Raw genomic sequence first — 21,410 nt, forward strand, 5'->3', positions numbered from 1 at the left:
AACAGTATTGCTCTCATAGAAGTGTCACAAGATTAATGAAATTTCTTATATATCTATAGAGGTTAAATAAGAGCTGATTAAAAATTGATAAATATGTGATAGCGAGGTTCCATTATTTTAAAAGATATCGCTTTAGATTTTATCCACGAAGAATTACAGACATTTATAGCATCGAGGAGTCCAAGCTATTCAGTAATAAGAAAAAGTTATTCCACTTCACTTATTTTCGGGAATTTACAGAAATACGGTCAAGCTGAAAAGCGCATGCAATCTGTTCATTTGATTGCATGCGCTTCTTTTAGTTAAATTTCGTATTTTTTTGTATCTGAAATAACACGGAAATGAATGCCTTTAATTTCAGCGCTCACTTTATGGCGAAGTGTATCGATATCGACAAGGGCATCCTTGTCATTTACACAAACCGCAATTTCTTCAAGTAGTTTGGAGAAGGCTTTTTGAAACAGTGTCCGCATATGGTCAAAATCTAAGCTACGGAAGCTACCATCAATATCAAATGCTTCAATGGAGTTTAATTGTTTAGAAGCACCTGCAAAACGATCGTCATATACCGTATAATTTTCATCTGTTATCACAATGATATGAAGAATTTCACCTGTGATTGTCTGTAGTTCAAGATTGGTTTTATGTCTCTTTACATCTGTAATAATATGAATACCTTCTGAATGATAGAGCTTAAATAGTTTCATAAGACAACCCCTCCTAAAAAATAAAGTCATAATGCTTATATTATACCGATAGTTGTCTAAAGATGGAATATGGAACAAGGAAGATACGCATTTTCTTTGTGCACCCTTCACGGAGGCGATGAAAATTCTATAGCATAATGGTAGGCACATGAACGTACATTGATTATATGGCGTATTAATAGCCGTGAGAGAGGAGCGATTTAAGCTGAAAATTAATGATGAATTATTGGATCGCTTAGGTATTTATTTTGTCTACCATGCTATTTATGAGAACTATGGAATTACATTTGAGCAATTTGTGAAGCGGTGGTTACGAGGAATAGTGGACATGTAAAGTGATATAAAAAGTCGTGTTAGTTTCCCAACACGACTTTGATTTATTTAAAATGCTTTGTAATAAATTGATTTGCCTCTTGCCAATTATAAACACGTACCACATTGTCAGGGCAAGTTAGGCGATTATAAGGTGTGTCAAATAGTACAACAGGAATTTGTAGCTCTTCTGCAAGCATCACCGCATTATCATGTTTGTCCTCAAAAAAAGCATCTACATCATATTTTTGGGCGATAGCTAATTTATCATGACTGCCAATTAACTCAATATGGTCGTAAGGAATTTCTTGCGTATGGAACCAATTCATTGTGACATCTGTTACATTTTCCCCACGTGCTGAAATATAATAAAGCTCATAGTCATTTTTCCATGTATTTAAAATGGTCTGTGCATCCTGTGCCACTTCCGATACAGCATACATATAGGGCTCATTTTCCTGAAACCATGTTTGAAAGGCAGCACGGTCTACAGGGTATGGAAAAGCTGATAAAAAATCATATTCACAAACATCATCAAGTGTAATATTTACATTATATTGCTTGTTAATGTGTGGAATCAATGTGGCTGGACATGTGACTGTGCCATCAATATCAATACCAAAACGAGGCTTTGTCATTCATAAAACCTCCTATGCTTGTGCGGCTTCCTCAGCTTCACGTTGCTCCAACATCTCTGCCGCTAATTTATCAATTTCCTTCTTCAACTCTTCTACCATTGTCTCCTCTGGTACTTTACGTACAGTTTTGCCCTTCATAAAGAGCAAGCCTTCTCCACGTGCACCCGCAATACCAATATCTGCTTCGCGTGCTTCCCCAGGACCATTTACTGCACAGCCAAGAACCGCTACCTTTAATGGCACACTTAACTTTGAAATATATTCCTCTACTTCATTGGCAATCGAGATTAAATCGATTTCAATACGTCCACATGTTGGACAAGAAATGAGTGTCGCCATGTTAGAGGCAAGACCAAATGATTTCAATAGCTCACGGGCTACTTTGATTTCTTCCACAGGGTCAGCAGATAATGAAATACGTAATGTATTCCCGATACCCTTTGATAAAATAGCACCTAAACCAGCCGCTGATTTTACCGTTCCTGCAAACAATGTCCCTGATTCCGTAATACCTAAATGCAATGGATAAGTGAATGCCTTTGACGCTTTTTCATAGGCTTCAATCGCTAAATTGACATCCGATGCTTTCATGGACACGATAATATCGTGGAAATCAAGGTCTTCTAAAATTTTAATATGGTGTAAGGCAGATTCGACCATACCATCTGCTGTTGGATAGCCATACTTTTCTAAAATATGACGCTCCAATGACCCTGCATTTACACCAATTCGAATTGGAATTCCTTTTGCTTTAGCGGCATTGACAACTGCTTCGACTTTCTCACGACGCCCAATATTACCTGGATTAATACGCACTTTATCAATGCCATTTTCGATTGCTTTTAATGCTAATTTATAGTCAAAATGAATATCTGCTACTAATGGAATATGGATACGTTTTTTGATTTCTGCAATGGCATCAGCTGCACGTTCATCTGGTACAGCTACACGTACAAGCTGGCAGCCTGCTTCCTCAAGGCGCAAAATTTCTGCTACTGTTGCTTCGACATCATGTGTTTTTGTTGTACACATACTTTGAATGAATAATTCATTACTACCACCAATTGTTAAGTTTCCGACACGTACAGGACGTGTATTTGAACGGTGACAAATCTCACTCATTTCATTTTCTCTCCTTTTTAGAGACGATTGAACGCTTAAAACGCTCTCAATAGCTCTATGTTTCCTATCATCATAGTCTGTTAAATATGGCTGACTTGCTTTCGCAACAGCAGTGCTCCTGCGGTGGTTGTATGACACACCATCGTCCTCATTACAAAGGGATTGTCTGAAAAGTCTTTTCGACAATCTCTGCACTGACACTTATTTTAGCAGTGTACGAAAATAAGGACAAGGCAGAAACATTAACTTTTCAATTTTCACATTGATTCTGCTGTGGAAAAGATAATGGTAGTTTAATATTTTCACCAGCAGTAAGCGCCTGTAATTGTAAATGCGGATTTAATTTATAAAATAATTGTAAGCGTTCAGGGAAGGTCATAGGCTCTTTAGCAGGGTGTAACGCAAATAAGCTATGAATCGTATCGTCCTGCATCGTTTGAATCGAAATATAATCGGGCTCCTGTTGTTGCTCACATTGGAGCTGCTTTGTTTTTTCAGTATAAAAGTTGGTGAATTGCAGTGAGCCCTCTGTTAAATCTACTTTAATAACAAAAGCAATGATGACAATAATAGCTGTTAAGAGAAATGCACGCAAAGAAATCCCCCTCCTTTTTTACACTATATGGATAGGAGAGGGAATTCATGCGGATTATTTTGCCATTGGTTGTTTTGGGTATTTTGTAAAGGCGATGATTACGAGTGTCATCGTTAATAAAAAAGAAAAAACAGAGATAATCACGCTGTTAATGGGCACATAATCTGCTAGCATTGTCAGCAATACAGCCCATGTCATCGCAAATGTTGTGGTACGCCAAATATGACGATACTCCCCACGGCGCTTCATCACCTTTAATGTGAATAAGCCTGCCAAAGCATAGAGGGCGATTTGCGCAAAAATGAGCATGGTAGTAAACACAAAAAGCATGATGAATGTAACAGGGTAGAGCACCCATTTAATACCGTCTAAATAGTCTTCAAAGCCACTCATATTAAAGGAATCGACAGGCACACCTGCTATAAAACGGCCAAAAGAGAATACCGTGACGATTGTGATAAGTAGAAACGTATATTGAATGACTTTTCCTATAGGTAGTAAACGATAAGCTGCTAGTTTTTTAGGGTGTAGTAAACTATCAATAAAAAGTTGTGAATGTTTCATCAAATCTCTCCTCCATTCGTTATTTTAGCATGAATGGAGGAGATAGCTATGTAAATGCTTGAAATTGTAGCAAGTATAATGAAAATGTTGTTCTATCCGAAAGCGAAGCGACAGCAACAAAGGTTTTTTCTGTGCGAAAGCGAAGCGACAGCAACAAAGGTTTTTTCTGTGCGAAAGCGAAGCGACAGCAACAAAGGTTTTTTCTGTGCGAAAGCGAAGCGACAGCAACAAAGTGCACTGCCAAAACGGAAATCAACGCCTTGCTTTCCTATTTGATATCATCTAAAATGTTAATTTTATGTAAAGAAGTACAGGCTTTTCTTTACTTTTTCTATACAATGATGAAATATTAAGAGTAGAGAAGTAGGAATTGGAGAGAAAACAACAAATGATAGACTGGCAGAATATACTATTTCAATTTTTGGGCGGTTTAGGTGTCTTTCTATTTTCCATTAAATTTATGGGAGAGGGACTACAAAAATCAGCGGATGACCGATTGCGTGAATGGTTAAGCCGTTTTACAACGAATCCGTTAATGGGCGTGTTAATAGGGATTATTGTCACGGTATGTATTCAATCAAGCTCAGCCACCACAGTGATTACAGTTGGCTTAGTGAGTGCAGGCTTTCTAACATTGCGTCAAGCGATTGGCGTCATTATGGGAGCTAATATCGGTACAACCGTGACAGCATTTATTATTGGTATTGATATCGGTATTTATTTTTATCCATTTTTAGCGTTAGGTGCAGCATTATTATTTTTCTTTAAAAAATCAATATACCATCATATTGGACAAATTGTCTTTGGCTTTGGAGGCTTATTTTTAGGACTTGAATTAATGAGTAATAGTATGCAGTCCCTTCATCAACTAGCAAATGTACCATCATTAATGGTGCATTTAAGCAATCAGCCTGTGATCGGCATTTTCTTAGGTACCATTTTCACATTGCTTGTTCAAAGCTCAACAGCGACAGTAGGCGTTTTACAAGGATTGTATGCAGAGCAATTGATTGATCTGACAAGTGCACTGCCTGTATTATTTGGTGAAAATATTGGCACAACCATTACAGCCGTTATTGCCTCGATTGGTGCATCTATTTATGCGAAACGAGCTGCCGCCATACATGTATTATTTAATGTGATTGGCACGATTATTTTCATGCTATTGTTTACACCTTTTATCCAATATATAGAATGGCTCAGCCGTGTACTCCATTTAGAGCCACGTATGCAAATTGCTTTAGCACATGGCTCATTTAACACCTTTAATACATTGATCCAATTGCCATTCATTACAGGGCTAACAATACTTGTTACAAAAATATTGCCAGGACATGATGGACGCATTGATGTCACCGCAAAGCATTTAGATCCGTCCTTTATTGACTCCTCACCAGCGATTGCTTTAGGACAAGCAAAGGAAGAGGTCTTGCATATGGGCGCACATGCCTTGCGAGGGTTGGAGGAAACCTTCTTGTATATGAAGACAGGGGAGGCATTCCATATTCCAACCGTCATCCAATTAGAAGGAGCGCTCAATCATTTAGATGAAGAAATTACAAATTATTTAGTGATGGTTTCTAAGCAACCACTATCACGAGCAGATTCTATTCGACATCATACATTGTTAACGAATGTACGTGATATTGAGCGAATTGGCGATCATTTTGAAAATATTTTGGAGTTACTGCAATATAAAGAGCATCATGAGGTGTATTTAAGTAAATCTGCAAGACAAGATTTAATTGGTATGTTTAGTCTAGCCATTGAAGCGGTAAGAAAAAGTATAGAGGCTTTGGATACAGCAAGTTTGAGCTTGGCACAAGAGGTCACAGAATTAGAGAGCTTAATTGATGATATGGAGGGCAAGCTAAGACAAAAACATATTGCTCGGTTGAATGCAGAAGAATGTAGTGGGGCAGCGGGTGTTGTCTATACAGATATTGTGAGTAACTTGGAGCGTATAGGAGATCATGCTGTTAACATAGCAGATTCCATTTTAGGCACTCGTCAGTAAGAGATTGAAACTTTTTATATGGAACGGTCGTATAGAGAGTATGATTTGATAAGGGAGCGTTTCATATGGAGATTATCGGCTGGTTGCTTGTCATTGCTTGTTTTGTTATTTCGTTTATTGCTTTAGTGTACCCGATTATTCCAGGGGTATTGTTTTTACTCGGAGGCTTTATTGTCTATGGGCTGTTTTTCTCATTTGCCGATTTAAGCTGGTGGTTTTGGGTGATTGAAATTTTATTTGTTGTGTTATTATTTGGTGCAGATACTGTAGCTAATGCTTTCGGGATTAAAAAGTTCGGCGGCACAAATGCAGGAATGTGGGGTAGTACGATTGGTTTATTAATCGGACCATTTGTTATTCCAGTGGCGGGTATTTTAATCGGGCCATTTTTAGGTGCAGTGATTGGTGAACTGTTGGTGGAGCGTCGCACATGGAAAGAAGCAGTCAAAAGCGGGATTGGCTCATTAGTTGGTTTTTTAACGTCTACAGTGACGAAGGGCATTCTCCAAATCGTGATGATTATTGTATTCTTTATCGTAGTTTAATGAGTGCTATACTCGGTCAAAAGGCTGAAATCATGGAATTGAAGTATTTTTCGTTGAATGGCTTGACCAATTTTGATACTCTAAAGATGTACTAATTATTTCTTTAATTTTAGGGAGGAACTTAACAATGGCTTATGTATTACCACAATTAACTTACGCTTATGACGCATTAGAACCACATATCGATGCAAAAACAATGGAGATCCACCACACAAAACATCACCAAACGTATATCACAAACGTGAATGCAGCATTAGAAGGCACAGAATTTGCAGATAAAGATGTGAATGAATTAATCGCAAATCTTGATGCACTACCAGCTGACAAGCAAACAGCAGTACGTAACAATGGTGGCGGACATGCAAACCATACATTATTCTGGGAAGTAATCACACCAGGCGGTTCTAACACACCTGTTGGCGAAGTAGCGGCAGCAATCGATGCAAAATTCGGTTCTTTCGATGCTTTCAAAGAAGAGTTTGCAAAAGCAGCAACAACTCGTTTCGGTTCAGGCTGGGCTTGGTTAATCGTTGATGGTGATGGCGTAGCTGTTACTTCTACACCAAACCAAGACTCACCAGTAATGGAAGGCAAAACACCTATCCTTGGATTAGACGTATGGGAGCATGCTTACTACTTAAACTACCAAAACCGTCGTCCAGACTACATTGGTGCATTCTGGAACGTTGTAAACTGGGACGTAGTAGAAGCTAAATTCCAAGCAGCAAAATAATGGCTGTTGCAAAAGTGGCGCAATAACCACCTGCAAATTTTAGTGGAGATATGGAGGAATGAAAGATTTTCTCTATACCTCCACTTTTTTGTGTTTATATATAGTAGCGCAACTTTTCTAATAAAATACCGTCACATAGATAGTATTTCAGAAGAGTATGCTTTTCTGTCATACCTGCAAATGGTATACTAAGTACCGTGTAATATTGTCGTGAAGTAAGGAGGGGCTGTAGATGCGCAAAGTGACGGGGAAAAATCGCGCGACGAGTGTTAAAGCAAAGCAACAAGCTAATTTAACATTTCGGATGAATGTCCTTTTCTTTGCTATATTCGTGATATTTTCATTATTAATTTTTCGATTAGGCTATATGCAAATTGTAAATGGCGCGGATTATGCAATGCGTATTTTAGAGCGAGAAGAAGTGCCTGTGAATACAAGTGTACCAAGAGGTCGCATGTATGATCGATATGGCCGTATTTTAGTGGATAATTCCCCTGAAAACGCCATTACGTATACAAAAATGCAGACAACGAAAATAGATGAAATGGTAGATATAGCGGAAAAGCTAGCACAGCTTATCGAACAACCAATCAATCGTGTAACACTACGAGATAAGCAAGATTTTTGGATATTGAAAAATCATGATGCAGCTTATGAAAAGATAACAGACGCAGAAGAAACTAAAATTCGAAAAAAGGAAAAGATTACGACGAGTGAAATTAATCGTGAAATTGATACCATTGTACGCTCACGAATTACCAATGAAGAGCTTTTGCAACTAACGGATGCGGATTTAGAAGTATTAGCGATTTATCGAGAAATGGCTTCAGGCTATAATTTATCGCCACAAATTATTAAAAGTGAAAATGTGTCTGATGACGAATTTGCACGTGTGTCGGAGCGTTTAACGGAGCTACCAGGTGTCAATACGACAACAGACTGGAAACGTGTGAAATTATCAGCGTTATCCATTTTAGGTCGTACCACATTGCCGATTAAAGGGATTCCAAAAGAAAATTTACATTATTATTTAGCACGTGATTACTCTCGCAATGATCGTGTGGGTGAAAGTTATATTGAAGCCCAATACGAGGAATTATTGCAGGGGCAAAAAACGGTTGTCAAAAATATTACAAATAAAAGGGGGCAAGTCGTTGATACGGTGACAACCTATGAGGGCGAGCCAGGAAAAGATTTAATTCTCACATTAGATAGCGAGCTAACGGCTGAAACGGAAAAAATTGTGGAAGATGAACTGCTGAAATTAAAGGCAGCATCGGGCTCTCCACTATTAGACCGTGCTTTCTTAATAATGATGGAGCCACATACAGGCGATATTCTATCGATAGTCGGTAAAAAAATCGAGAAGAATGAGAAAACAGGGAAAAATGAAATTGTTGATTATGCTTATGGTGCATTTACAACAGCTTATGAGTCAGGCTCTGCGGTAAAGGGGGCGACGATGTTAATGGGCTATCAACAGGGAGTCATCAAGCCAAATACTGTATTTGGAGATGAATCGATTCATTTATTGAATACGCCTGTTAAGTCTTCTATCTTTAACAACAAGGGTGGCTATATTACAATGGATGGGTTACGAGCATTAGAGCAATCTTCCAACGTTTATATGTTTAAAACAGCGTTGCTTGTCAACGGTACACCATATAGCTATAACATGCCTTTGCGCTTAAAAGATGATACATTCCAAAAGATGCGTAGCTCCTATGCACAATTTGGCTTAGGTGTGAAAACAGGTATTGATTTGCCCAATGAATTTAGTGGGGTGCAGGGGGAATCAGGTCCAACAATGGGTGGTAAAGCACTTGACTTAGCGATTGGTCAGTATGATACATATACACCATTACAATTGGCACAATATATTTCAACAATTGCCAATGGTGGCTATCGTATTCAACCACATATCGTCAAGGAGGTGCGAAAGCCATCACAGGATGGGCAGCAGCTAGGCCAACTGGTGACGGAGATTGGACCGACGATTTTAAATCATATTGATAATACACCAGCAGAAATTGATTATATTAAGCAAGGGATGCGTCGTGTGTATACAGGCTCTAATGGTACAGCCAGAAAGCAATTTGCTGATGCACCATATACAGCGGCAGGGAAAACAGGTACAGCCGAGGTAGTTTATTATGGGCCATTGCGAGAACGTTACGGGACAGATACGATTAATTTAACACATGTGGGCTTTGCGCCATATGAAAATCCAGAAATTGCCTATGCGGTTGTGATTCCATGGGCAGACACGAATTTTAGCAAGCATTTTACGAATAATAATGATATTGCGAGACGAGCAGTCGATAAATATTATGAATTAAAGGCAAAGTATGCTGCTGAAAAAGTGACCGATAGTAATGTGGTACAACCGATTTTACCAGCAATTACGAAAGATAAAATTGGCGAAGATCAGTCAGAATAATATAAACTGCACATCTATTATTAGAGCAATCTAATGATGGGTGTGCAGTTTTTTATCTTGATTCAGCAAATGGTTTTGTATCGAAAGTGAAGCGTCAGATACAGAAGACCCTTCCTCAATAGGGAGGGGAAGAATGCCAGTTTTTACGCCATTCAGTGGGCGTTTGGACACCCACTGAATCAAGATAAAAGCCCCAGCGGATGTCATGGATTTGGAAGAGGAGCTTTTTCGAGTGAACTCGAAAAAAATCCAGACGCAATTACGCTGGGGCGTAATTGATTTTGATGTAGTAGAGGTTTTTCTGTGCGAAAGCGAAGCGATTTTGTCGTACTATGTAAAGGTGTATTTACATCGATTTACAAAGTGTTACACTCATTTACACTAAATTTACAAACAGTTCATACGATATCAACATTCAGTCACTATAGTAATACTTGTAAGGCAAAACAATATAAAAACAGTAAGTGACGGAGGCAAATGAAATGAAAAAGTGGAAGTACTTAACGATGACAGCGGTAATGGGTTCAGCATTAATGCTTGGTGCATGTGGCAAAGATGATGCTACACAAAATGGTAGCACTGGAGACACTAGCACGCAAGAAACTGCAGGACAAGAATCTGCTGACAAAAAACTGCAAGGAGCGGTTGCAGGTGATGGTTCATCAACAGTAGCACCAATCATTGAAGCAGTTGTTGAAGAGTACGCAGGAGCTCAACCAGATGTAAAAGTATCAGTAGGTGTTTCTGGTACTGGTGGTGGTTTTGAAAAATTCATCGCAGGTGAGACAGACTTCTCGAATGCTTCTCGTCCAATTAAAGATGAAGAAAAAGCAAAATTAGACGAAGCAGGAATTGCTTTTACAGAACTTGCTTTAGCATATGATGGTTTATCTGTTGTTGTGAATCCTGAAAATGATTGGGCAAAAGACTTAACAGTAGACCAATTAAAGAAAATTTGGATTGAAGATGGCACAGAGAAAAAATGGTCTGATATCGACCCATCATGGCCAGCAGAAAAAATCGTCTTCTATTCACCAGGTACTGACTCAGGTACTTATGATTACTTTGATGAAGTGATTTTAGATGGTGCAGATTTAGCGAAAACAGCGACATTATCAGAAGATGACAACATGCTGGTACAAGGTGTTGCAGGTGATAAAAATGCGATTGGTTTCTTCGGTTATGCATACTACCTAGAAAATAAAGATAAATTAGCGATTGTGAAAATAGACGGTGTTGAACCAACAGGTGATACAATTCAATCTGGCGAATATAAACCACTTTCACGTCCACTATTCACATATGTGAAAAATAGTGCAATGAAAGACAATGCAGCAGCATATGACTTCATCAAATATACAATTGAAAATGCAGGCGCTATGGCCGATGCAGTTGGATATGTAGCACTACCAGAAGAAAAATATCAAGAAGCATTAACAACTTTAGAAGGCTTAAAATAAGTAGTTACAGGGGGAAGAGCTTTGTACTCTTCCCCCGCTTAATTTGAAAGGAGTATCCCATGGTTTCCCAAAAAGAGCAAAAGACATCTTCTGTCCAACAATTAATTGCAAATTCACGCAATCATAAAACAAAGAAAATAGTGGAAAAAGCCATGCCAACTCTATTATTTTCTGCAGCAGTACTTTCGATTTTAACAACATTTGGCATTGTTTTCACCCTTATTTTTGAAACGTTTGAATTTTTTAAACGTGTATCCATTACAGATTTTCTATTTGGTACAGAATGGTTGCCCTTCTCTGGAAAAGAGCAGTTATTTGGAATTTGGGCATTGATTGCAGGGACATTGAAGGTTACATTGATTGCCACGATTGTAGCAGTACCATTTGGGATTGGCTCAGCTATTTTCTTAAGTGAATATGCCAATGAAAAAACAAGACGTATTGTGAAACCTGTTTTGGAAGTATTAGCAGGAGTACCAACCATTGTTTATGGCTTCTTTGCATTAACATTTGTCACACCATTGTTACAAGAATTAGTGCCTAGCTTAAAATTATTTAACGCATTAAGCCCAGGTATTGTTGTCGGTGTGATGATTTTACCAATGATTACATCCTTATCAGAAGATGCGATGTCATCTGTTCCTAATAGTATGCGTGAAGGTGCATTAGCGTTAGGCGCAACAAAATTTGAAGTAGCGATTAAAGTAGTACTACCAGCAGCATTGTCAGGTATTATCTCTTCTGTGGTATTAGCCGTTTCTCGTGCAATTGGTGAAACAATGATTGTATCGTTAGCAGGTGGTGCGACACCGAAATTTAATTTCAATGTGACCGATTCTATCCAAACGATGACGGCATATATTGTCCAAGTATCTTCTGGTGACGCAGGTTATGGGACAACAATCTACTATTCCATCTACTCTGTAGGATTCACATTATTTATCTTTACATTAGCAATGAATTTACTTGCTCAATATATTTCAAAACGCTTCAGGGAGGTTTATTAGTATGCGTTATATGGACGATGCCGTTGTCATGAAACGCATGGCAAAGCGTATTACATTTAATAAAGTATGGAAATCATTATTTTTTGCTGCTACAGCATTTGCATTAGTAGCGTTAGCTATTTTATTGTATCGCATCGTATCACAAGGTGCAGGCTATTTAACATTCGATTTTCTAACGAATTTCGCTTCACGCTTTGCCAATAAAGCGGGAATTAAAGCAGCCCTTATTGGATCATTATGGTTAATGGCTGTTGTTGCACCTGTTTCCATTATTTTGGGCGTTGGAACAGCTGTGTATTTAGAAGAATATGCAAAAAAAAATAAATTAAATGACTTTATTCGTATGAACATCTCGAATTTAGCGGGTGTACCTTCTATTGTTTTTGGTTTACTAGGATTAACGATTTTTGTGCGTATGTTAGGTTTAGGAAAAAGTGTATTAGCAGCTGGTTTTACAATGAGTTTGCTAATTTTACCTGTCATTATTGTGGCGGCACAAGAAGCCATCCGTGCTGTACCAAATGAGCAGCGTGAAGCCTCTTATGGTATGGGAGCAACGAAATGGCAAACTATTTTACGTGTTGTACTACCAGCGGCGATTCCTGGTATTTTAACGGGTAGTATTTTAGCATTATCTCGTGCGATTGGAGAAACAGCGCCACTTGTTGTTATTGGTATTCCTGTTATCCTGCAGTTTTTACCGAACAGCTTATTAAGTCAATTTACAGCATTACCGATGCAAATTTATGATTGGGCAAAACGTCCACAAGAGGCATTCCAATATGTAGCAGCAGCAGGGATTTTAGTATTAATGGTCGTGCTGTTATTGATGAATTCCATCGCAATCTTTATCCGTAATAAATTCCAAAAACGTTATTAATGAGGTGCATATATGGTGGTCAATTTTAAAGAAGAAAAATTAGCAAATAAAGTGAAGCAAACAGTAGGGCAACCATCTACTGAAGTGGCAAAAAATATTGTGTATGATACACGTAATCTTAATTTATGGTACGGGGATCATCATGGTTTAAAGGACATTAATTTAAGTGTCTATGAAAATGAAGTAACAGCGATTATTGGGCCTTCTGGCTGTGGGAAATCGACGTATTTAAAAACATTAAATCGTATGGTAGAGCTTGTACCGAGTGTGCGTACATCTGGTGAAATCTTATATCGTGAGCGCAATATTTTAGATAAAAACTACACTGTAGAGGAGTTGCGTACACGTGTAGGGATGGTATTCCAAAAGCCGAATCCTTTCCCAAAATCGATTTATGATAATATTGCGTATGGACCACGTATCCATGGTATTAAAAATAAAAAGATTTTAGATGAAATCGTAGAGAAATCATTACGTGGTGCAGCGATTTGGGACGAAGTAAAGGATCGTCTGAATCAAAATGCGTATGGTTTATCAGGTGGTCAGCAACAACGTATTTGTATGGCACGATGTTTAGCAATTGAACCAGATGTGATTTTAATGGATGAACCAACATCTGCACTGGATCCAATCTCGACATTAAAAGTAGAAGAGCTTGTACAAGAGCTGAAAAAAGATTATTCGATTGTTATTGTGACACATAACATGCAACAAGCAGCACGTATTTCTGACCGTACAGCGTTTTTCTTAAACGGTGAGGTTGTTGAATATGATCAAACGGATATCATTTTCCAAACACCAAATGATCAACGTACAGAAGATTATATTTCAGGACGATTTGGTTAAGGAGGAACGATAAATGGTAGTACGTGAACGCTTTGAACAAGAATTACAAGAAGTACAACAGCAATTTGTTGAGTTAGCAAACTGTAGTATTCAAGCATTAAAAATAAGCTTTGAGGCTTTAATGGAGCAAGATTTAGAGAAAGCACTTAAAATTTTAGAGGATGATTTAATTATTAATCGTCTAGAAGAGGCCATTAATGATCATGTCATTTTAATGATTGCTAAACAGCAACCTGTAGCGACTGATTTACGCAGACTAATGGTGTTAGTAAAAGCAGCAGCGGATATGGAGCGAGTGGGTGATTATGCAGTCAATATTGCAAAAGAAGCCATTCGTATTGGCAAAGAGCCGATTGTATTCCCACTGACAAACATTCAAACGATGTGCAATAAAACAGTGGAGATGCTAGAAAATATTATTACAGCTTTCACGGAAGAGGATACAGTCCGTGCTAAAGAAATTGCGGAGCTTGATGATTATATTGATGATTTATATGGGGCAACGATTACTTTATTGCTTCGTGCAGGCGCTGAGGATCCAGCACATATTTCGCAAATTACGCACTTAACGTTTGTTTGTCGTTATTTAGAGCGTTCAGCAGACCACGCAACAAACATTGCAGAACATTTATTTTACCTCATTAAAGGGAAGCATTACGAATTAAATAATTAACGAAAGAAGAGCTGAAAAAGGCTCTTTTTTTGTTTGCTTCAGTAAAGTGTAATGGACTAGCAACAATGTGAGTGGAAATGGCGTCTAATAGATTGTCAAAAAAATCATTTAACGGTACGATAAATGAAGCGATACAACGGATACAGTAAGAGGAGAATGATATGGAGTTATTGCAAAAACAATGGGCGCAATTATCAATTCCGACATGGGTGGATATGACGTTAGTAGCGCTCATTTGTATAGTAGGCTGGCTCATCCAGCATTTTATATTTAAATGGATTATGGTGAAAAACGTCACATTTTTAAAGAATAGACAACGTTATTTCCAAGCAGTTGTCTTATCACAATTTGATAAGGCGATTCGCTATGCTTTTATGACGATTGTCGTGGCAGTGGCTATGACGATTTTGATAAAAGTGCCCATATTAACACATGTAGCAACAAAAAATTTTGTTTGGTCCATTATTGTCTTTTTTGCCTTTAAAGGTGTCTATGATGTGTTGCATTTTTATACGAAGCAGCCATTAGCTTTAGAAGGTGATGAGAAACCAAATGTTTTATTGCCATTTTTCTTACGCATTGGCAAAGTGATTGTGATGCTCTTGGCTATGTTTACCATTGCTTCATTTTGGAATTTTAACCTCAATGGGTTTTTAACAGGTATTGGGCTGACAGGTGTGGCAATTGCCTTTGGTATTCGAGATACACTCGGTCATGTATTTGGTGGGATGTCAGTGGCACTCGATAATCCTTTTCAAATTGGTGACTGGATTGCGACAGAGGATCAAAAAATTGAAGGGATTATTGAAGATATTAATTTACGAAGCACACTGATTCAAACGAGCGATAAGGGACTTGTATATGTACCAAATGCCTATTTAGTCAATCGCCCTATTTATAATTTAGCGAAAAGGGAGAAGCGGAAATGTGAGCAATTTTTCCATGTAGCGGTTGATAGTAATGAGGAGCAATTACGCAATGCGTTGAGTGCGATTCATAAAGTGATTGCTCTACATAAGCAAACGGAAAAAGAGCTTATCCATGTTTTTATTGATGATTTACAGGCAACAGCTTATCGTATACTTGTTCGTTTTTATGTGACGACCAATGACACGGCTGTGATGCTAGCTGTCAAACAAGATATTTTATTTGCCATCCGTCCAATTCTAGATGAATTTTCGATTCGCTTAGTGGAATTAGAAGAAGAAAGTCGTTTGAAAAAATAATTTGAATTGTATGATTTTTTATTTTACAATGAAAGAGTCAACAGCTTTGATGAAGAGTAGTAGCTATTCGTATTTGCTAAAGAGAGCTAGTGGGTGGTGGAAACTAGTGCAAAGAAATAGTGAATGGACTTCGGAGCTCTAATCCTGAACGAGTAGTAGGGATTAGCGTGAGCCAACGTTAACAGGCATGAAGTGGGTCTTGATAAAAAAAGACCAATGAAGGTGGTACCACGGCTTTTCCGTCCTTTTTGTGACGGGAAGGCCTTTTTTTTATCTCGTATTAACAGACTGTAAGATCCCCACCGATTGAAGGTTCACTTTATTTTAGCTTAGTACGATAATGCTGAGGCATATTGATGAGTAGAGGAGAGAATTGTATGACAGTTGAGCTGAGGAAGTTTAGGATGAAAGTATTACAAGGGGATATGATGACGCCCATTTCGGTCTATCAATCCTTAACAGGTACACATAAAATGTTATTTGAATCATCAGCTAAGCACGAGGAAAGTGGGCGTTATTCATTTATTGCCTTCAATCCTGTTGCGGAATTGAAGGGTGACGAGCAGCATTATACATTTTGTAAGGATGGTAAAGAAGAACTTGTTCATAGTCATGTGCTGATGAAACTACAACAAATAATGCCAACACATCAAGAAAACTATCCATTTGCCTTTTTTGGTGGCGCAATTGGCTATTTTGGCTACGAAACAGCCTTTTATACAGAGAAAATCGGTGCGTATTTGCAAGATCCTTTAGCAATGCCTGATGTACATGTGTTTTTCTACGATACATTTATCGTGTTCGATCATTTAAAGCAAGAGGTCACATTGGCAACGATTGATTTATTTCACGAAGGACGCACAGCAGAGGCAATGGAGCTCGCAATTACAGAAATGGAGGCACAACTTCAACGCGGTTCAACATTTGAAATGATGTCATTGAATTCACTTCATTTTCAGCCAATGATTGAAAAAGACGTATTTATGGAGATGGTGGAGCAGGCGAAACGCCATATTCGTCAAGGCGATATTTTTCAAATCGTGCTATCACAGCGCTTTACATCACCTTTTACAGATAATCCGTTTGCCTTATATCGTCAGCTACGGACATCAAATCCTTCTCCTTATATGTTTTATATGGATTATGGCACATATACGATTTTAGGAACATCTCCTGAAAGTTTAGTAAAGGTAAAGGATCGTGTTGTAACGACGAACCCGATTGCAGGGACAAAGCCAAGAGGAAAAACACCTGAACAAGACCAACAAATAGAGGCACAGTTATTGCAGGATGAAAAGGAAATAGCGGAGCATCGTATGTTAGTGGACTTAGGGCGCAATGATATTGGACGCATTGCGAAAATAGGCACTGTCAAACTAGAAAAATATATGAAGGTAGAGCGTTATAAATATGTCATGCACATCGTATCAGAGGTTAGTGGTGAATTGCGTGATGATTTACATGTATTAGATGTATTGCGTGCTTGTTTACCAGCAGGCACTGTATCAGGTGCACCAAAAATTCGTGCGATGCAATTAATTAATGGTTTAGAGCCTGTGAAGCGTGGCGTATATGCAGGAGCGGTCGGCTATATTTCTGTCACAGGTGATATGGATTTGGCACTAGCTATTCGTACTATGATTGTGAAGGATGGTTATGCGCATGTGCAAGCGGGTGCGGGAATTGTTTATGATTCCGTTCCATTATCTGAATATGAAGAAACATTAAATAAAGCCCGTGCGCTATTGGAGGTAAAAAAATGATTGTATTAATCGATAATTATGATTCATTTACCTATAATTTATTTCAACAAATTAGTATGCTCGGAAAAGAAGTGCAAGTTGTACGCAATGATGAATATACGATCGCAGAAATTGAGGCGATGCAGCCAGAAGCTATTATTTTATCGCCAGGGCCAGGAACACCTGATGAGGCAGGCATTACAGTTGATGTTGTGAAGAATTTATATACGAAATTTCCGATTCTAGGTATTTGTCTTGGGCATCAATCGATTGGGCAAGCATTTGGTGGGAAAATTGTGCAGGCCAATCACATTATGCATGGTAAACTATCGACATTAACGTATCGTCAAGAGGGAATGTTTGCTCAGTTAGAAGGAGAGATTGAAGTCATGCGATACCATTCATTAATCATTGAGCCAAGCACGCTGCATGAGGATTTTTCAATTGTAGCTACCTCTAGTGATGATGGTGAGATTATGGCGATTCAGCATAAGCAATATCCTGTATATGGCTTGCAATTCCATCCTGAATCTATTGGTACAGCAACAGGTGCACAAATGATTCAAGCCTTTTTAGCCAATTTAGCATAAGGGAAAGGGGGTATCGAGATAGATACCCCCTTAACTTATTGTTTTTTACCTGTAATTAATCGAGCAATTTCTTCTAAAGACATCGCTGAATTGATATCATAAAAGCCGATTTGTAGGCTACGAGCATAGCGTGGATTGGCAAGCAATAGCTCCATTTCAACAGCATTGTCAATAATACCTCCAACTTCTAGCTTTTGTGCCACTGTATATGGTGTCATGCCACTATAAATTTGCAAGGTCATCATATTGACATCCTCTGTTGTGGTATTTTCGCTATCAGTAGATGCCTCTTCCGGTGTTTCTGTTTCTACCTCGGTTGAGGATTCCTGGCTGAGTTGTTTTTGTAATGAAGCGATTTCTTCTTGTGCTTGCTGAAGCCGCTTTTGCCACTTTGCACTATCGTCCGTCTTCGTGACAGCGGTAGCGGGTAAGCCAATATTGATATCAAAACGTTGTGCAAGCGTGATAAGTGCTCCTACAAGAAATAGGGCTATGCCAAATGCACGAAGCGAGGATTTATTCATATTATCGACCTCCGTCAGCAATCACTTGTCGTACTTGCTCTTCTGTTAAATTGGAGCGAATGCTGATATCAGCTATGGACAAACCTTGTTTATGTAATTCAAGCACTTGACTAATAATAATTTGATGAATCGGTTTTGAATTTGACATTGCTTTGTTTACTTTCGGTGCTTGTGTCGCTTGTTGAACAGCCTGCATCACTTGTTGAATTTTTTGATTAGACACAGTTTGTTTATTTGTCGATGGAGTCGTTACTTGAAATTCAGGTTCAACTAATAATTCCTCTTCTACGATTTTTAAGCGACGTTTTAAATTATGTGTTTCTTGGAAAAGAGAGATAGATAGCTCTTCAAGGTCTTGTTCGACTTTCTTCGTTTTATCTTTCACAAAGAATGATAGCAAGATGAAAAAAACGCCAATGCCCATTAATATGATGGATAAATCCAATCGTTTCACCCCATTATGTTATGTAGTTATAAAGTATTTTACCATATGCAAACTTAATATGAAATGAAGGTAGATTTTTTTTCAGTTTATGTTATAATAAATTAGTCGTATAAATCATGCTCAATTTTTAATTCTTGATTTAGAGTGGGAGGGTTAATGATGCGTGTAAATATTACTTTAGCTTGCACAGACTGCGGCGAACGTAACTACATTTCTAAAAAGAACAAGCGTAACAATCCAGAGCGTCTTGAACTTAAAAAATATTGTTCTCGTGAAAAGAAATACACTCTTCACCGTGAAACGAAGTAATCGCTCATTAAGCCAAAGCCACTTGTGGTTTTGGCTTTTTACATTCTCAAAGTTTTGGAGGTAGTGGTAACGATGGACAAAGCAATGATGCGCAAGGAAGTACAAACTCGTTTAGCGACAATAAGTGCAGAGAATTACCGTAGTCAATCGTTTGTAATCGCTAACAAGGTGCTACAGGAACCATATATAATAGAAGGAAATATGATTGGATTAACCATTTCGAATCAACCAGAAGTGGATACAGTGCATTTAATCGAAGCATTGTGGCAATTAGGAAAACGGGTTGCAGTGCCAAAATGTCATGCCAAAACAAAGCAAATGTCCTTTTACGAGATTGAATCATTTGCTCAGCTTGAAATGGTGTATATGCAGTTGCGTGAGCCAATACCTGAACTGTGTGAACTTGTAGATGCAGCCGATTTGGATGTTATCATTGTACCAGGTGTTGTCTTTGATTCATCTGGCTATCGCATTGGTTATGGTGGTGGCTATTATGATCGCTATTTATGTAACTATGAAAGAGGGAAGCTACTCTCACTGCTATTTGATGAACAACTGTATGAGCGAGTACCAACAGAGGCACATGATTATCCAGTAGATATCATTATAACACCAACAAAACGTATAGATTGTGTGAAAGAGCGAGGAGTGAATCAACATGGATAAAATGTTAGATATTTATGAACTATTAAAAACATATGGCACTTATATTTATACACGTGATCCAATTGGCGATTTAATGCTGATGGAAGATGAAATCCGTGAGCTTTATAAAGCCAATGTACTCGATATAAAAGATTATCAAATGGCATTATTGTTGATTCGACAAGAAACAACAAGGCTACAAATGAAAGAAAATCAGTAATATGCCAAGTTAAAAGCGCCTTCAAGTACTAAAACAGTGCTTGAAGGCGCTTTTTTGATACAAAACTTATACAAGAATTTGCGCCGAGCCATATACTTGGTTTCGACCATTATGTTTAGCTGTATAAAGTGCTTCATCAGCTAATTGCACATACTCATCAAATTGTTGCATCGTTTCGATTTTCGCTTGTATATAACCAAGACTTGCTGTTACATAAGGCTTGGTTGGTGATTTTTCATGTGGAATTTGTAATTCAGCAACAGTTGCTCGAATTTCTTCAGCTATTTCAGCAGTTTGCTCGACAGTTAGTTGGAAGCCTATTAGTAAAAATTCTTCTCCACCTAGACGACAAGCAAATAGTTGATTTTTTGTTGCAAGATGATGCAATGCATGGCCGATAGCTTGCAATACTTTATCGCCTTGAGGGTGACCATAAAAATCATTATAACTTTTAAATGAATCAATATCGAAAATAAAAATAGATACGGTTTGTTTCTCCCGTAGCTTTTCATTTAAGTAGGTTTCAAGATGATAGCGATTGGCAAGTTGTGTTAAAGGATCTCGGTTGGCATAGAATTCTAAATTATGATTTAACAGTCTTAATTGTTCATTTTGTTCATTTAATAAAAGACGTTGTTTGAAAATCTTTTCCATTTGCGTAAGTAGGGTATTCGTCAAGAGAATCGCAAAAATCCAAAAGAATGAAATATTGATTATATGACCACTCAACGCTTTACCAGTTGGAACAAGATAGATAAAGCCTGTTAATAACGTGATAATAGGGATAATATGTAAGACGAAAGTTGTTCGACGACTTGCAATAAATAATGTAGATGTCAGGAATAAATTAGTTAAATAAACGGTGACATGTCCATACGATAATTGGTCAAAAAGTGTGACAGATACGCCCCAAAGAAGAACAAATAGATAATAACCAAACATCGTATAATGGGCAAGCCGATATTTTTTTTCTTCGTTTTGTATCACTTCAATTTTGCGAATGACCAATAAAATAATGACTGATGCTATTAACATGAGTAAATAAAATCGAATGTAATAATGGAATGTAATCCCGTAAAAATAAATGTTGCGAGCGAGTAAGCAAATTTCTAAGACAATCGCAATGATTGCTGCACGTTTGACATTGATAATATTATTTTGTGTTAAATA

General features: G+C 37.9%; 24 protein-coding genes and 1 other annotated feature. Of the genes, 16 read left to right on the plus strand and 8 right to left on the minus strand.

Annotated elements, in window-relative coordinates:
* Window positions 1-302: 302 nt before the first annotated feature.
* The gene (locus tag OPF91_RS08825) at window positions 303-707 is read right to left on the minus strand and encodes a hypothetical protein (protein WP_264988381.1); all 405 of its coding nucleotides are present in this window, start codon (window positions 705-707) and stop codon (window positions 303-305) included.
* A gap of 184 nt (window positions 708-891) precedes the next feature.
* On the opposite strand from OPF91_RS08825, the gene OPF91_RS08830 reads away from it, so the two are divergent.
* Window positions 892-1,041 carry a hypothetical protein gene (locus tag OPF91_RS08830; protein ID WP_264989157.1) on the plus strand — a complete coding sequence of 50 codons (150 nt, stop codon included), beginning with the start codon at window positions 892-894 and terminating at the stop codon, window positions 1,039-1,041.
* A 43-nt stretch (window positions 1,042-1,084) separates the two neighbouring features.
* Here the strand turns inward: OPF91_RS08830 and OPF91_RS08835 are convergent, their stop codons facing one another.
* The 4 genes from OPF91_RS08835 to OPF91_RS08850 form a co-directional block, all read right to left on the minus strand.
* Window positions 1,085-1,657, minus strand: coding sequence for a 5' nucleotidase, NT5C type (locus tag OPF91_RS08835; protein WP_264988382.1), 573 nt, complete (start codon window positions 1,655-1,657; stop codon window positions 1,085-1,087).
* Window positions 1,658-1,669: 12 nt separating this feature from the next.
* Window positions 1,670-2,779 (minus strand): flavodoxin-dependent (E)-4-hydroxy-3-methylbut-2-enyl-diphosphate synthase, encoded by a 1,110-nt coding sequence (ispG, locus tag OPF91_RS08840; RefSeq protein ID WP_264988383.1) that lies wholly within the window; start codon window positions 2,777-2,779, stop codon window positions 1,670-1,672.
* A 250-nt stretch (window positions 2,780-3,029) separates the two neighbouring features.
* On the minus strand, window positions 3,030-3,374 hold the full coding sequence (gene yqfZ / locus OPF91_RS08845; RefSeq protein ID WP_264988384.1) for a protein YqfZ: 345 nt from the start codon (window positions 3,372-3,374) through the stop codon (window positions 3,030-3,032).
* Window positions 3,375-3,428: 54 nt separating this feature from the next.
* Window positions 3,429-3,938: a DUF1189 family protein gene (locus OPF91_RS08850; RefSeq protein ID WP_264988385.1), complete on the minus strand. Its 510-nt coding sequence runs from the start codon at window positions 3,936-3,938 to the stop codon at window positions 3,429-3,431.
* Window positions 3,939-4,326: 388 nt separating this feature from the next.
* Here OPF91_RS08850 and OPF91_RS08855 point away from each other — a divergent pair, with 388 nt between their 5' ends.
* From OPF91_RS08855 to OPF91_RS08910, 12 genes are all read left to right on the plus strand, one after another.
* Window positions 4,327-5,955, plus strand: coding sequence for a Na/Pi cotransporter family protein (locus OPF91_RS08855; RefSeq protein WP_264988386.1), 1,629 nt, complete (start codon window positions 4,327-4,329; stop codon window positions 5,953-5,955).
* Window positions 5,956-6,020: 65 nt separating this feature from the next.
* Window positions 6,021-6,500, plus strand: a complete 480-nt coding sequence (locus OPF91_RS08860) for a DUF456 domain-containing protein (RefSeq protein WP_264988387.1) — start codon at window positions 6,021-6,023, stop codon at window positions 6,498-6,500.
* 127 nt (window positions 6,501-6,627) lie between these two features.
* Entirely contained in the window at window positions 6,628-7,233 is a 606-nt protein-coding gene (locus tag OPF91_RS08865) for a superoxide dismutase (protein WP_264988388.1), read from the plus strand.
* A 232-nt stretch (window positions 7,234-7,465) separates the two neighbouring features.
* On the plus strand, window positions 7,466-9,673 hold the full coding sequence (locus OPF91_RS08870; protein WP_264988389.1) for a peptidoglycan D,D-transpeptidase FtsI family protein: 2,208 nt from the start codon (window positions 7,466-7,468) through the stop codon (window positions 9,671-9,673).
* A gap of 482 nt (window positions 9,674-10,155) precedes the next feature.
* A complete protein-coding gene (locus OPF91_RS08875; RefSeq protein ID WP_264988390.1) occupies window positions 10,156-11,133 on the plus strand; it encodes a PstS family phosphate ABC transporter substrate-binding protein in 978 nt (325 codons plus the stop codon).
* Window positions 11,134-11,192: 59 nt separating this feature from the next.
* Window positions 11,193-12,140, plus strand: a complete 948-nt coding sequence (gene pstC / locus OPF91_RS08880) for a phosphate ABC transporter permease subunit PstC (RefSeq protein WP_264988391.1) — start codon at window positions 11,193-11,195, stop codon at window positions 12,138-12,140.
* A gap of 1 nt (window position 12,141) precedes the next feature.
* A complete protein-coding gene (gene pstA / locus OPF91_RS08885) occupies window positions 12,142-13,020 on the plus strand; it encodes a phosphate ABC transporter permease PstA (RefSeq protein WP_264988392.1) in 879 nt (292 codons plus the stop codon).
* Window positions 13,021-13,032: 12 nt separating this feature from the next.
* On the plus strand, window positions 13,033-13,866 hold the full coding sequence (gene pstB / locus OPF91_RS08890; RefSeq protein ID WP_264988393.1) for a phosphate ABC transporter ATP-binding protein PstB: 834 nt from the start codon (window positions 13,033-13,035) through the stop codon (window positions 13,864-13,866).
* 13 nt (window positions 13,867-13,879) lie between these two features.
* The gene (gene phoU, locus OPF91_RS08895; protein ID WP_264988394.1) at window positions 13,880-14,539 is read left to right on the plus strand and encodes a phosphate signaling complex protein PhoU; all 660 of its coding nucleotides are present in this window, start codon (window positions 13,880-13,882) and stop codon (window positions 14,537-14,539) included.
* 161 nt (window positions 14,540-14,700) lie between these two features.
* Complete coding sequence (locus OPF91_RS08900; protein WP_264988395.1) at window positions 14,701-15,765, plus strand: mechanosensitive ion channel family protein; 1,065 nt, start codon at window positions 14,701-14,703, stop codon at window positions 15,763-15,765.
* A gap of 37 nt (window positions 15,766-15,802) precedes the next feature.
* Window positions 15,803-16,015, plus strand: a binding site (T-box leader).
* Window positions 16,016-16,142: 127 nt separating this feature from the next.
* Complete coding sequence (gene trpE / locus OPF91_RS08905; protein ID WP_264988396.1) at window positions 16,143-17,528, plus strand: anthranilate synthase component I; 1,386 nt, start codon at window positions 16,143-16,145, stop codon at window positions 17,526-17,528.
* Window positions 17,525-18,097: an anthranilate synthase component II gene (locus OPF91_RS08910; RefSeq protein WP_264988397.1), complete on the plus strand. Its 573-nt coding sequence runs from the start codon at window positions 17,525-17,527 to the stop codon at window positions 18,095-18,097. Before trpE ends, OPF91_RS08910 begins: the two co-directional genes overlap by 4 nt.
* Before the next feature lie 35 nt (window positions 18,098-18,132).
* On the opposite strand, the gene OPF91_RS08915 is transcribed toward OPF91_RS08910, so the two are convergent.
* Both OPF91_RS08915 and OPF91_RS08920 read right to left on the minus strand, forming a co-directional pair.
* Complete coding sequence (locus OPF91_RS08915; protein ID WP_264988398.1) at window positions 18,133-18,621, minus strand: hypothetical protein; 489 nt, start codon at window positions 18,619-18,621, stop codon at window positions 18,133-18,135.
* A gap of 1 nt (window position 18,622) precedes the next feature.
* Complete coding sequence (locus OPF91_RS08920) at window positions 18,623-19,075, minus strand: hypothetical protein (RefSeq protein ID WP_264988399.1); 453 nt, start codon at window positions 19,073-19,075, stop codon at window positions 18,623-18,625.
* 150 nt (window positions 19,076-19,225) lie between these two features.
* On the opposite strand from OPF91_RS08920, the gene rpmG reads away from it, so the two are divergent.
* The 3 genes from rpmG (at window position 19,226) to OPF91_RS08935 (ending at window position 20,240) form a co-directional block, all read left to right on the plus strand.
* Window positions 19,226-19,375 (plus strand): 50S ribosomal protein L33, encoded by a 150-nt coding sequence (rpmG, locus tag OPF91_RS08925; RefSeq protein ID WP_008408521.1) that lies wholly within the window; start codon window positions 19,226-19,228, stop codon window positions 19,373-19,375.
* Between the two features lie 72 nt (window positions 19,376-19,447).
* Window positions 19,448-20,041 carry a 5-formyltetrahydrofolate cyclo-ligase gene (locus OPF91_RS08930; protein ID WP_264988400.1) on the plus strand — a complete coding sequence of 198 codons (594 nt, stop codon included), beginning with the start codon at window positions 19,448-19,450 and terminating at the stop codon, window positions 20,039-20,041.
* Entirely contained in the window at window positions 20,034-20,240 is a 207-nt protein-coding gene (locus tag OPF91_RS08935) for a YqgQ family protein (protein ID WP_264988401.1), read from the plus strand. The genes OPF91_RS08930 and OPF91_RS08935 overlap by 8 nt, the downstream gene beginning before the upstream one ends.
* 66 nt (window positions 20,241-20,306) lie before the next feature.
* Here the strand turns inward: OPF91_RS08935 and OPF91_RS08940 are convergent, their stop codons facing one another.
* A complete protein-coding gene (locus OPF91_RS08940; RefSeq protein ID WP_264988402.1) occupies window positions 20,307-21,275 on the minus strand; it encodes a GGDEF domain-containing protein in 969 nt (322 codons plus the stop codon).
* Window positions 21,276-21,410: the final 135 nt, after the last annotated feature.

This window comes from Lysinibacillus piscis, from assembly GCF_026012395.1.
GTDB lineage: Bacteria > Bacillota > Bacilli > Bacillales_A > Planococcaceae > Lysinibacillus > Lysinibacillus piscis.

Coding starts and splice junctions, on each gene's coding strand:
- OPF91_RS08900 (WP_264988395.1), top strand. CDS start 14,701: ATGGAGTTATTGCAAAAACAATGGGCGCAATTATCAATTCCGACATGG.
- OPF91_RS08865 (WP_264988388.1), top strand. CDS start 6,628: ATGGCTTATGTATTACCACAATTAACTTACGCTTATGACGCATTAGAA.
- ispG (WP_264988383.1), bottom strand. CDS start 2,779: ATGAGTGAGATTTGTCACCGTTCAAATACACGTCCTGTACGTGTCGGA.
- OPF91_RS08875 (WP_264988390.1), top strand. CDS start 10,156: ATGAAAAAGTGGAAGTACTTAACGATGACAGCGGTAATGGGTTCAGCA.
- trpE (WP_264988396.1), top strand. CDS start 16,143: ATGACAGTTGAGCTGAGGAAGTTTAGGATGAAAGTATTACAAGGGGAT.
- OPF91_RS08850 (WP_264988385.1), bottom strand. CDS start 3,938: ATGAAACATTCACAACTTTTTATTGATAGTTTACTACACCCTAAAAAA.
- OPF91_RS08855 (WP_264988386.1), top strand. CDS start 4,327: ATGATAGACTGGCAGAATATACTATTTCAATTTTTGGGCGGTTTAGGT.
- OPF91_RS08860 (WP_264988387.1), top strand. CDS start 6,021: ATGGAGATTATCGGCTGGTTGCTTGTCATTGCTTGTTTTGTTATTTCG.
- OPF91_RS08930 (WP_264988400.1), top strand. CDS start 19,448: ATGGACAAAGCAATGATGCGCAAGGAAGTACAAACTCGTTTAGCGACA.
- pstB (WP_264988393.1), top strand. CDS start 13,033: ATGGTGGTCAATTTTAAAGAAGAAAAATTAGCAAATAAAGTGAAGCAA.
- OPF91_RS08825 (WP_264988381.1), bottom strand. CDS start 707: ATGAAACTATTTAAGCTCTATCATTCAGAAGGTATTCATATTATTACA.
- OPF91_RS08870 (WP_264988389.1), top strand. CDS start 7,466: ATGCGCAAAGTGACGGGGAAAAATCGCGCGACGAGTGTTAAAGCAAAG.
- phoU (WP_264988394.1), top strand. CDS start 13,880: ATGGTAGTACGTGAACGCTTTGAACAAGAATTACAAGAAGTACAACAG.
- pstC (WP_264988391.1), top strand. CDS start 11,193: ATGGTTTCCCAAAAAGAGCAAAAGACATCTTCTGTCCAACAATTAATT.
- OPF91_RS08940 (WP_264988402.1), bottom strand. CDS start 21,275: ATGTTAATAGCATCAGTCATTATTTTATTGGTCATTCGCAAAATTGAA.
- OPF91_RS08835 (WP_264988382.1), bottom strand. CDS start 1,657: ATGACAAAGCCTCGTTTTGGTATTGATATTGATGGCACAGTCACATGT.
- OPF91_RS08915 (WP_264988398.1), bottom strand. CDS start 18,621: ATGAATAAATCCTCGCTTCGTGCATTTGGCATAGCCCTATTTCTTGTA.
- pstA (WP_264988392.1), top strand. CDS start 12,142: ATGCGTTATATGGACGATGCCGTTGTCATGAAACGCATGGCAAAGCGT.
- OPF91_RS08935 (WP_264988401.1), top strand. CDS start 20,034: ATGGATAAAATGTTAGATATTTATGAACTATTAAAAACATATGGCACT.
- rpmG (WP_008408521.1), top strand. CDS start 19,226: ATGCGTGTAAATATTACTTTAGCTTGCACAGACTGCGGCGAACGTAAC.
- OPF91_RS08910 (WP_264988397.1), top strand. CDS start 17,525: ATGATTGTATTAATCGATAATTATGATTCATTTACCTATAATTTATTT.